Here is a 272-nt window from a genome sequence, read left to right on the forward strand (position 1 = left end):
CATCTGTTCCAGGCAGTGCCTCATGATAATGTAGACTTCCTCTTCCTCTTTGCTCCTTCGTGACTTTAATGATGCGGTCCTCGTGTGTTTGGTCAGCAAACACCCAATTAGAGAGCGGCACAGCAGTAGCATCTGCTATGACTTGACGATTCATTTGGACACTAGAAGCATCATCTCCTACATGGAGTCCAGTGTTCATTGATTGATATGGAGAAAGACTGAAGCCGCCATTTTTTGTTGAAAACCCGGCCAAGACCTCTTTACCAGAACAT

Annotated in this window: 1 protein-coding gene; it reads right to left on the reverse strand. The window is 45.6% G+C overall.

The window, feature by feature from the left end; genetic code table 11:
- Positions 1 to 272: laccase domain-containing protein (locus tag SB775_RS29600; protein WP_410864807.1), on the reverse strand; the 272-nt coding region annotated here is incomplete at both ends.

The organism is Peribacillus sp. SIMBA_075 (assembly GCF_046534585.1).